The sequence below is a fragment of the Flavobacterium sp. genome (assembly GCF_044371705.1).
In the GTDB taxonomy this organism is placed as follows: domain Bacteria; phylum Bacteroidota; class Bacteroidia; order Flavobacteriales; family Flavobacteriaceae; genus Flavobacterium.
Genome location: NZ_JBILTE010000103.1, coordinates 1 through 9,815 on the forward strand (window position 1 = coordinate 1; position 9,815 = coordinate 9,815).

12 protein-coding genes are annotated in these 9,815 nt (G+C 33.2%); 5 read left to right on the plus strand and 7 right to left on the minus strand.

The window, feature by feature from the left end:
• The first annotated feature begins 142 nt into the window (after positions 1-142).
• Entirely contained in the window at positions 143-838 is a 696-nt protein-coding gene (locus tag ACIQ2S_RS08320) for a LytR/AlgR family response regulator transcription factor (protein ID WP_396174902.1), read from the plus strand.
• Here ACIQ2S_RS08320 and priA read toward each other — a convergent pair.
• The 7 genes from priA to ACIQ2S_RS08355 form a co-directional block, all read right to left on the minus strand.
• Positions 835-3,288 carry a primosomal protein N' gene (gene priA / locus ACIQ2S_RS08325; RefSeq protein ID WP_396174904.1) on the minus strand — a complete coding sequence of 818 codons (2,454 nt, stop codon included), beginning with the start codon at positions 3,286-3,288 and terminating at the stop codon, positions 835-837. The genes ACIQ2S_RS08320 and priA overlap by 4 nt on opposite strands.
• A 24-nt stretch (positions 3,289-3,312) precedes the next feature.
• Positions 3,313-4,233: a YihY/virulence factor BrkB family protein gene (locus ACIQ2S_RS08330; protein ID WP_396174906.1), complete on the minus strand. Its 921-nt coding sequence runs from the start codon at positions 4,231-4,233 to the stop codon at positions 3,313-3,315.
• Between the two features lie 21 nt (positions 4,234-4,254).
• Entirely contained in the window at positions 4,255-5,112 is an 858-nt protein-coding gene (nadC, locus tag ACIQ2S_RS08335) for a carboxylating nicotinate-nucleotide diphosphorylase (protein ID WP_396174908.1), read from the minus strand.
• 111 nt (positions 5,113-5,223) lie between these two features.
• Positions 5,224-5,439 (minus strand): DUF2892 domain-containing protein, encoded by a 216-nt coding sequence (locus tag ACIQ2S_RS08340; RefSeq protein WP_396174910.1) that lies wholly within the window; start codon positions 5,437-5,439, stop codon positions 5,224-5,226.
• Between the two features lie 70 nt (positions 5,440-5,509).
• Positions 5,510-5,824 (minus strand): rhodanese-like domain-containing protein, encoded by a 315-nt coding sequence (locus tag ACIQ2S_RS08345; RefSeq protein ID WP_396174912.1) that lies wholly within the window; start codon positions 5,822-5,824, stop codon positions 5,510-5,512.
• A gap of 4 nt (positions 5,825-5,828) precedes the next feature.
• Positions 5,829-6,440, minus strand: a complete 612-nt coding sequence (locus tag ACIQ2S_RS08350) for a thioredoxin family protein (protein WP_396174914.1) — start codon at positions 6,438-6,440, stop codon at positions 5,829-5,831.
• 8 nt (positions 6,441-6,448) lie between these two features.
• Positions 6,449-6,925, minus strand: coding sequence for a redoxin domain-containing protein (locus ACIQ2S_RS08355; RefSeq protein WP_396174916.1), 477 nt, complete (start codon positions 6,923-6,925; stop codon positions 6,449-6,451).
• 187 nt (positions 6,926-7,112) lie between these two features.
• Here ACIQ2S_RS08355 and ACIQ2S_RS08360 point away from each other — a divergent pair, with 187 nt between their 5' ends.
• The 4 genes from ACIQ2S_RS08360 to ACIQ2S_RS08375 all read left to right on the plus strand — a co-directional run bounded on the left by ACIQ2S_RS08360 (position 7,113) and on the right by ACIQ2S_RS08375 (position 9,477).
• Positions 7,113-7,577 (plus strand): MarR family transcriptional regulator, encoded by a 465-nt coding sequence (locus ACIQ2S_RS08360; protein ID WP_396174918.1) that lies wholly within the window; start codon positions 7,113-7,115, stop codon positions 7,575-7,577.
• Between the two features lie 4 nt (positions 7,578-7,581).
• Positions 7,582-8,214, plus strand: a complete 633-nt coding sequence (locus tag ACIQ2S_RS08365; protein WP_396174920.1) for an NAD(P)H-dependent oxidoreductase — start codon at positions 7,582-7,584, stop codon at positions 8,212-8,214.
• Positions 8,215-8,239: 25 nt separating this feature from the next.
• Positions 8,240-8,809, plus strand: coding sequence for a YceI family protein (locus ACIQ2S_RS08370; protein ID WP_396174922.1), 570 nt, complete (start codon positions 8,240-8,242; stop codon positions 8,807-8,809).
• A 101-nt stretch (positions 8,810-8,910) separates the two neighbouring features.
• Positions 8,911-9,477 carry an anthranilate synthase component II gene (locus tag ACIQ2S_RS08375; protein WP_396174924.1) on the plus strand — a complete coding sequence of 189 codons (567 nt, stop codon included), beginning with the start codon at positions 8,911-8,913 and terminating at the stop codon, positions 9,475-9,477.
• Positions 9,478-9,815: the final 338 nt, after the last annotated feature.

Sequence of the window (9,815 nt, forward strand, 5' to 3'; positions counted from 1 at the left end):
TGGGTGCAAAAATAGTGAATTTTTTTTAATTGACAAGTGCTAAACAGATATTTTCGATGTAATGCAAATAATCGACGAAATGCTTGTTTAATTAGATGAAATACAATATGTTTGCTGCTCCAAATCCATAATGAATTGTATTATGAAACTAAATTGTGTTGTAGTAGATGATAGTTCTATACAAAGAATGATCATTACAAAGTTAGTTAATAATCATCAAAACCTGAACCTCGTAGGTGATTTTTCTAACGCCATTGAAGCCAAAAGCTGCATGTCTGTGCACGCAGTTGACCTTATTTTACTTGACATTGAGATGCCTATTATTAGCGGCTTTGATTTCCTTGATGACCTGAAATTAAAACCTCAAATAATTTTTATTACTTCAAAAGCTGATTATGCTGTAAAAGCTTTTGATTATGATGCTACTGACTATTTACAGAAACCAATTTCTGTTGATCGCTTTGATTCAGCTATAAAAAGAGCCGTAGATATGCACCGCCTAAAACATGAAATTACTGATGAAGAAGGTGATTTTATTTTTATAAAAAGTAATTTGAAGAAACTGAAGATTTTTACATCCAAAATCAAGTGGATTGAAGCCTATGGTGATTATGTGAAAGTTGTGACCGATGAAGACAGTAACTTGGTTTTATCTACGATGAAATCATTTGAGCAAGATTTAAGCAAAGAACGTTTCTTGCGAGTACACAAATCATATATTGTAAACATTGAAAAAATTGAGCGTTTTAACAGCAAATTTGCTGAAATAGGCGTTACCAAAATACCCTTAAGTAGAAATAAAAAAGATGATTTGAAAAAGGCTTTAGCTATTGCTTAATAAACATCTACTGTAAGAACAACCTTTACCGAACGGTAATTGGGTATTGCATCGAAACTATTCACAATTTTGCGAATAGTTTTTTTTGTTTGTGCCACAGATGTTTTTTCAGGTACTTTTATCAGAATGGTGCGAATATATTCATTGCGAATACGATTTACCCCCGGCTCTTCCGGACCCAAAACCGGCAGATTTAAATGTTGTTTTAAAACTTGACACATCCACAAAGCACTCTCTTTCACTTTTTCAAAGTCTTTGTTTTTGAACGTCATTTTAATCAACTTATAAAAAGGTGGGTATTGGAAAATTTGCCTTTCATACAATTGCTCTTTGTACATTCCCAAATAATCATTGTTGGTCACCTGCTGAATAATGGCGTGATTCGGATTATACGTTTGGATAATGACTTTTCCTCTTTTATCTAAACGCCCTGCTCGACCGGCCACCTGTGTCAGCATTTGATAACTTCGCTCAAAAGCTCTAAAATCAGGAAAAAAAAGCATATTGTCGGCATTTAAAACACCAACCAAGCTTACATTGTCAAAATCCAATCCTTTGGCAAGCATTTGTGTGCCAACTAATATATCCACTTCCCTATTTTGAAAACGGTCGATAATTTTTTCATAACCAAATTTACCTCTCGTGGTATCTTGATCCATTCGAAGAATATTTTTATTAGGAAATAATTCAGCCAACTCTAACTCTATTTGCTCCGTACCAAAACCTTTAGTTGTTAAATCAATACTGGAGCAACTATGACAATGTGTAGGTTTCGCTATGGAATGGCCGCAATAATGACAACGCAATTGATTTTTAAATTTATGATACGTCAAACTTACAGCACAATTGGGACATTGCGGAATATGTCCGCACGTCAAACACTCCAATAAAGGTGAAAAACCCCTGCGATTTTGAAACAAAATAACTTGCTCGCCAAGTGATAACGCTTTAGTAATACCTTCTATAAGTGTATCACTAAAATGTCCGGTCATGCGTTTTCGAAAGTATTTATCTTTCAAATCGACCAAATGAATTTCAGGCATCTGAACATTCCCATAACGTTCAAACAATTCAACCAACCCATATTTTGAATTTTGAGTATTAAAGTAGGTTTCCAAACTTGGTGTTGCAGAACCCAACAAGACTTTTGCTTGATGGTATTGCGACAAAACCGTTACTGCATCTCTCGCATGATATCTTGGTGCAGGATCAACTTGTTTGAAATTTTGTTCATGTTCCTCGTCAACAATAACCAACCCCAAATTTGTAAACGGCAAAAACAAAGCCGAACGTGCTCCAATGACCAATTGGGCTTTTGACGAATTATCTAAAACCTGATGCCACACTTCTACCCTTTCATTGGAATTGTATTTGGAGTGAAAAACGGCAATTTTATTTCCAAAATAGTTCCGTAGTCGACTTACTAATTGAGTGGTTAAAGCTATTTCCGGTAGTAAAAACAACACTTGTTTATTTGTTTTTAAAGCATCTTGTATCAACTTGATATAAATTTCTGTTTTTCCACTTGAAGTCACGCCGTGAAGCAAACAAATATCTTTATCGGCAAATTGATGTTTTATTTTATCATACGCGGCTTGTTGAGCTTCGCTTAAATGCAATTCGTTTGCAAAAGCTTCACCTAAATAATCCGTTCGATCTTGGGTAAGAAAATAGTCGTCAAAAATATTTTTATCAATTAATGTTTTAAGAACACTGGCACTAGAATTAGCAGTTTCAATTAATTGTTTGACTGTAATTGGTTTCTTCTCAGTTGTAATCAATTGAAAGTAAGCCAGTACTAATTCCGATTGTTTGGGGGCTTTTGCAAGTGATTGAAACAATTGATTCAAACTTTCATCAGCGGTAAATGCAGGATTTAAACGAATGTAGCGAACTTGTTTGGGCTTATACAATTCAACGATTTCTTCTTGCACTGCAATAAACCTTTTGTCTATTAGCTTTTGTATGACAGGAAATACTGCTTTTTTATTGAGAATATTTACAACATCGTGAATTTTTAATGAGCTTTGATGTTGAAGTGCTTCAACTATTAAATATTCATCATCTGTAAGCAATTTTTCATCTGAAAAATGCTCTTTATTTAATGTGATGATGGTTTCACTTTCCAACAAAAAAGCCGAAGGTAGTGCCGCTCGATATACCTCTCCTAAACTACACATATAATAGGCCGACATCCACTGCCAGTGTTTCACCTGAAGTTCGTTTACCACAGGCGTTTCATCTAAAATCTGAACGATTTCTTTTGCTTCATACAGCAATGGCTTATTTTGATGCGTTTCTAAAGCCAATGCAGTAAAAACTTTACTTTTACCAAACGAAACAGCAATTCGCATCCCGGGTTTAATGAAATGGAATTCAGTTTCAGAAACTTGATAAGTAAATGTTTTATCAAGAGCAAGCGGTAAAATAACTTCTACGAAGTAGGGCATTATAAGATAGTATTTGTTGGAAAATTAGAGGTACAAATTTTTCCTTTTAAATTTATTTATAGTCGCATTTAACTCAAATCCAAGCAATAATATCATACAGTTAATCCAGATGTAAAACATCAAAATCAAAAGCGTACCGATTGAACCGTATAGTTCATTGTATTTGGCAAACTTCACCACGTATATTCCAAAAATATAAGATGAAAGTAAAATGAGCAAAGTTGTAAAAACAGAACCGATACTAATGAATGGAATTTGTAGTGTTTGCTGCGTTCCAAACTTAAACAATAAAGAAGTTGTAATAAGTATCATCAAAGTCACAAAACCAAAACTTGTAATTTGAATAAGGGAAACATCTCCAATAAACTGTCGAAGTTCAATTTTTAAAATAAGTACTTCTGCTATGATGATGGCTGCAACTGTTACAATAAGAATTAACGATAGCAACAGCGACATAACAACAGAAATCAAGTACTGTTTAATAAAACTTCTAGTAATTGTAATGTGATAAGACGACTCGAAGCCACCTAAAATGGCATTTATTCCATTACTCATTAAGAAGATAGACAAAATAAAACCCCAAGACAATAAACCTTGATAACTGTTATTCAAAATATCATCAACGATATTTCGTATGGCATCAAAAGTATTGGGAGGAACACCTTGCTCTACAAACTCCAAAAAATCTTCCTGAAAACCCTCAATTGGGATAAAAGGGATTAGATTTAAAATAAATAATGCAAAGGGGAAAAGTGCCATAAAAAAGCTAAACGCAATTGCACCTGCACGATACGAAAAAGCTCCTTCTACTATTCCGAAAAAATAGAGTTTGAGCAGCTCATACAACGAAAGTCCCTCTAACCAGGGAAGTTTAATTCTTTGTGTTAGTCGAACCAAGTTTCGAACGATAGGAATTTTTTCTAATTGATCATCTACTGTACTCATACAAATGTGATTCTAACACCATTAAAGGGCTTTTAAACTTAAATCCATATTGTAAACCGAATGCGTCAAAGCTCCCGAAGAAATATAATTTACCCCGCATGACGCGTACTCACGAATGGTTCTTTCATTGATATTGCCCGAGCTTTCTGTAAGACACTTAGTTCCAATCATCTCAACCGCTTTGCGAGTGGTTTCAAAATCAAAATTGTCTAGTAAAATTCTGTAAACGCCATCACTATTGAGAATTTCTTCTACTTCAGTAAGATTTCTGGCTTCCACGATAATTTTTAAATCTAAGTTATTATTTTTTAAATACTCTTTTGTCTTTTGAATGGCTTTCGAGATACCTCCTGCAAAATCATTGTGATTGTCTTTTAACATAATCATGTCATACAATGCGAATCGATGATTTTCGCCTCCTCCAATTTTTACCGCCCATTTTTCTGCCGCTCTAAAACCCGGCGTTGTTTTGCGAGTGTCTAGTATTCTTGTGGAAGTTCCTTTTAATAAATCTACATAACTTTTAGTTTTTGTAGCGATCGCACTCATGCGTTGCATAGAATTAAGTACCAACCGTTCTGCTTTTAAAATGGATTGTGATTTGCCGTACACATGAAATACTACATCGCCGTATTTTACTTGGGAGCCGTCTTCCATAAAAATATCCATTTTCATGTCGGCATCCACATAATTAAAAATCATTTCAGCAAAACGAACGCCGGCAATCACTCCGTTATCTTTTACTAATAGTTTTGCCTTTCCTTGGGCGTCATTTGGAATGCAAGCTAAAGAACTGTGATCGCCTTCACCAATATCTTCCCGAATTCCGTTTTGTATAATTTGTTTTAATTCATTCTGAAATTGTAACTCACTAATCATTATATATACTATTTAGGAATGGCTAAAATAAGCAAAGCATCCGTATTAATTTGATTAAAAAACGCAAAAAAACCACGCATAAAACGTGGTTTATTAATCTATTTAATGCACCTATTTTTTTCGTTTTGCTTCACAAGAGCTTTTGCCTAATAATGCATAAAGCGGGCAAAATGTAGCAAAGGCGGTGATAATTAAAACTAAACTGACCGCTAAAATAATCCAATTCCATAAACTATTAGTAATTGCACCTGACATGAAAATAATTAAAAGGATGATTCCAAACATCACACGCACAAAGCGATCGGTATTTCCAATATTTTTTTTCATAATTCTAACTTTTGGATTAAAAATTAATTTTTGATTGTTAAAAATACAAAAAAAACTTCTTGCAGATTAATTAATTTGATTCAATGATCGGACCATTCCAGTTAGATATTCCTCCTAATAAATTATACGCATTGGAAATATCCAGTTGATTCATGACTTTGCAAGCTTGAGCACTTCTGCTTCCGGCATGACAATACACATAATAATTTTTGGTTTTGTCTAATTCTTCAATCATGTAAACAAAGCCCTGACCTTTGTAAATGTCAATATTAATGGCTCCCGGAATAATGCCCGAACTAAACTCATCAGGGGTTCGAACATCTATAACTACGGCATTTTCATCGGCCTGCAATTGACTCCACCAATCGTTTTGATTTAAATCCATAGAGTTAGACTTTTATTGAACAACCAATGGCCTTAGTTGTTTTGACTTTTATTTCTTCACTATTCAACAAAGCATCCACAGCATTCTCCACATACTTTTCCGTTACGGCATCAGCATCCGAATAATTATCGTCAATGGCACCAATATATTGAACAATAGTTCCTTGATCTGTATTTTGTAATACATAAACATGTGGCGTTTTTGTTGCTCCGTATTGAGGATAAATTTTTTGTCCCTCATCTAACAAATAAGGAAAGTCAAATCCTTTTTCTCGTGCACGAAGTTGCATTTTTTCAAAACTGTCCTCTTTTTGTTTTTCCGGATTGTTAGGATTAATAGCAATTACAGGATATCCCAAACTTTTATATTTTTTATTCAACTCAATAATTCTGTCTTCATAAGCTACGGCATACGGACAATGGTTACAGGTAAAAATAACGATGTAACCTTTGGTTTCGCCAAGATCTTTTAGCGAAACCATTTTATTATTAACGTTTTTCAATTTAAAATCGGTTGCCACATCACCTATCTCATATCCTTTGTTTGAATCGACAAAAGTAAACGCCGTTAAGGTAACAGCTGCAACAAACATTACCACAAATTTGATTTTTTTCATACCTCTAGTTATTTAATTATTACTTTTTTAATTTCTTTTTCTAAAGATGATTCGGTAAATGATTTTTCAAAAAAATACAATTCTGAATTTCTGTAAATCACCGTTGCAGGTATCGCACCACTCCAATCCTTTGAAATTTTTTCAATCCATTTGTTAGCATTTGGATCATTAAGCAAAACCACATCGGCTTTTAAATTTTTTCTTTTAATAAATGGAATCACCCTACTCTCTACCATATTTGGAAAATCCAAACTTACTAAAATCATTTTAAATTTCTGCGAAGTATATTTCTTATTCATCTTCTCAAAGTGAGGCAATTCTTCCACACATGGCAAACACCATGTGGCCCAAAAATTAATAACATAAGTTGTATCATTTTGTTTTTTGAACAAAGGCTCCAAGCTTTCAAAATCATAGGATTCTACAATCACTCCATCTTTTGAATAAATCTCTATTGGTTTTAAACCATGCGTTTGTGCTTGCACAAAAATTGTGAAGTTTAACAAAAATACAACAAGTACTATTTTTAAATATTTTAATTTTTGAATTTGCATCCTTAAAATTAATCATATCCTACGGGGCTTCGCCTTATTTAACATAATTTTAATATACGTTTGTATATACAAATGAATTAATCCATTACATTTGTACATACAAATTTTGTATTTACAAATGAAAATCGAAGAAATCATAAAGTCTAATTCAGCAATCAGCATTGAAAAGCGAACAGTTTTAAATATTATGTTCTCTCAAAATGTAATTGCAGACGCGTTTAATGATATTTTAAAATCATTTGATTTGTCTGTTGAACAGTTTAATGTTTTGCGAATTCTTCGCGGACAAAAAGGAAAACCTGCAAACATGTGCATTATTCAAGAGCGAATGATTGCAAAAACCAGCAACACAACCCGATTGGTTGATAAATTGTTGCTAAAAGGTTTAGTAAATCGTGAAATTTGTGAAGAAAATAGGAGGAAGATGGAAATTACCATCACAAAAAATGGAATGGAACTACTTGCAGAATTAGATCCTAAAATTGAAGCTTATGAGGAATTATTTGCTCAAAATCTAACTTCCGAAGAACTTAATCTATTGAATTTACTATTAGAAAAATATAGAACCCTTGCCAAAAATTAAAGAAATGAGTAATTTTATCAATAACCAGAAATGGCGTTATGCAACCAAAAAATTTGATGCTTCTAAAAAAGTTTCAGAAGCCGATTTAGAAATTTTAAAAGATGCAATTCAGTTGAGCAGTTCTTCTTATGGATTACAACCTTACAGAGTATTTATCATCGACAATCCGGAAGTTAGAGCCCAATTGCAACCTTTAGCTTGGAACCAATCACAAATTATCGATGCTTCGCATGTGTTGATTTTCGCCAATAATACGAACTTTGGAGAAAATGAAATTGATGCGTATATTCGGAATATGGCACAAACTAGAGGAATACCTGTGGAAAGTGTGCAAGGTTATGCTGATTTCATGAAAATGAAAATAAATGCTTTAGAACCCGAAGTTAAAAGTACATGGACATCCAAACAAACCTATTTGGCACTTGCTAATTTGTTAAATGCAGCCGCTGAATTGAAAATTGATGTAACTCCCATGGAAGGTTTTGAACCTGAAAAAGTAAACGAACTCTTAGGATTCAATAATTTAGGTTTAAATGCGTCCTTAATTGCAACGATTGGTTATCGTCATGAAGACGATGCTACGCAGTTTTATAAAAAAGTAAGAAAATCAAAAGAAGAATTATTTACAACTATTTAATCAATAACTAAAATCAACTATTACAATGAAGAATTTAAAAACAATCGCAATCGCTTTAGTAGCTGTTTTTTCAACCGCTACTGTATCCGCTCAAAACAAAAAAATTAATGTTGCAACCAGTTCAATCGACTGGGTTGGAAAAAAAGTAACCGGTGCTCACATGGGTAAAATCAATTTTACATCAGGAACATTAGTTTTTAAAGGTGATAAATTAAAAGGTGGAGAATTTGTAGTAGATATGAATTCAATCACAGTGACTGACTTAGAAGCTGGAAAAGGAAAAGAAAAGTTAGAAGGTCACTTAAAAGCAGACGACTTTTTTGGAGTTGACAAGCATGCAACTGCTTCGTTAAAGTTCAAAACGATTGCGGATACTGGAAATGGAAATTATACCATTACTGCTGACTTAACAATCAAAAAAATCACGCAAACCATCACTTTTGATTTAGCTGTTTCCGAAGGAAGAGCAAGAACTTCATTAATGATTGACCGAACAAAATTTGATATCAAATACGGTTCTGGAAGTTTCTTTGACGGATTGGGTGACAAAGCTATCAACGACGAATTTGAATTAACTGTAAATATGTTATTCTAAACACAACTTGGGAAAAATTGCTAAAAGAATCCTGGTACGTATCAGGATTTTTTTATGCAACACCTCAATATATTTGTATTTTTACCATAAAATGTTACCAAATGACAAACGTATTGGTTATTGATAATTATGATAGCTTCACCTACAATTTGGTGCATTATTTAGAAGATCTGGATTGTAAAGTAACTGTTTTCAGAAATGATGAATTTGACTTAAATGAGCTAAATGAATTTCATAAAATACTTCTATCACCCGGTCCTGGATTACCCTCTGAATCAGGGTTATTACTGGATGTAATTAAAACTTATGCTTCAAGCAAGAGTATTTTGGGAATTTGCTTAGGAATGCAGGCTATTGGCGAAGTATTTGGCGGAATTTTAATCAACTTGAACAAAGTCTACCACGGGGTAGCAACAAAAACAACACAAACGAATGATGACTCGATATTTAATGCTATTCCTAAGGAATTCTTCGTTGGTCGCTACCATTCTTGGGCTATTAGTTCACAAAATTTCCCCGAATCACTCGAAATAACCTCCGTTGACGAAAACAATGAAATCATGTCTATTCGTCACAAAACATTTGATGTGAAAGGGGTTCAATTTCACCCGGAAAGCATCCTAACTCCGCACGGAAAAAAGATTTTAGAGAACTGGTTAGATATTTAAACATTCATTCATTGACGGTTATTGATCGTTGATTGATATTCAGAGATTACGAATTTAAAAAATCTATAAATCATAGGCTTTGGAATTTCAGACAAAACCACTTTTCAACAAGCAACTAACCATCAAAAAGGAGCAATTATTGAAAGTGGTTTTTATAAATTTTTTAAAAAATATTTCGGTTCAAAACGTTAGAAGCTCAGTTCAAAAATTACTTTAATAAATATGTATTATAAAATTAATTATCAATTAATTAAACATCAGTTATAAATTTTATCTATGACGATGTTTATCGATTTTAATGTGTAGCATTAACCATCATTCAACTTATTAACATTATT

Excerpts from the sequence above, each read along its gene's own strand:
- ACIQ2S_RS08370 (WP_396174922.1), top strand. The coding sequence starts at position 8,240 with ATGAAGAATTTAAAAACAATCGCAATCGCTTTAGTAGCTGTTTTTTCA.
- ACIQ2S_RS08360 (WP_396174918.1), top strand. The coding sequence starts at position 7,113 with ATGAAAATCGAAGAAATCATAAAGTCTAATTCAGCAATCAGCATTGAA.
- ACIQ2S_RS08365 (WP_396174920.1), top strand. The coding sequence starts at position 7,582 with ATGAGTAATTTTATCAATAACCAGAAATGGCGTTATGCAACCAAAAAA.
- ACIQ2S_RS08350 (WP_396174914.1), bottom strand. The coding sequence starts at position 6,440 with ATGAAAAAAATCAAATTTGTGGTAATGTTTGTTGCAGCTGTTACCTTA.
- ACIQ2S_RS08375 (WP_396174924.1), top strand. The coding sequence starts at position 8,911 with ATGACAAACGTATTGGTTATTGATAATTATGATAGCTTCACCTACAAT.
- ACIQ2S_RS08340 (WP_396174910.1), bottom strand. The coding sequence starts at position 5,439 with ATGAAAAAAAATATTGGAAATACCGATCGCTTTGTGCGTGTGATGTTT.
- nadC (WP_396174908.1), bottom strand. The coding sequence starts at position 5,112 with ATGATTAGTGAGTTACAATTTCAGAATGAATTAAAACAAATTATACAA.
- ACIQ2S_RS08330 (WP_396174906.1), bottom strand. The coding sequence starts at position 4,233 with ATGAGTACAGTAGATGATCAATTAGAAAAAATTCCTATCGTTCGAAAC.
- ACIQ2S_RS08345 (WP_396174912.1), bottom strand. The coding sequence starts at position 5,824 with ATGGATTTAAATCAAAACGATTGGTGGAGTCAATTGCAGGCCGATGAA.
- priA (WP_396174904.1), bottom strand. The coding sequence starts at position 3,288 with ATGCCCTACTTCGTAGAAGTTATTTTACCGCTTGCTCTTGATAAAACA.
- ACIQ2S_RS08320 (WP_396174902.1), top strand. The coding sequence starts at position 143 with ATGAAACTAAATTGTGTTGTAGTAGATGATAGTTCTATACAAAGAATG.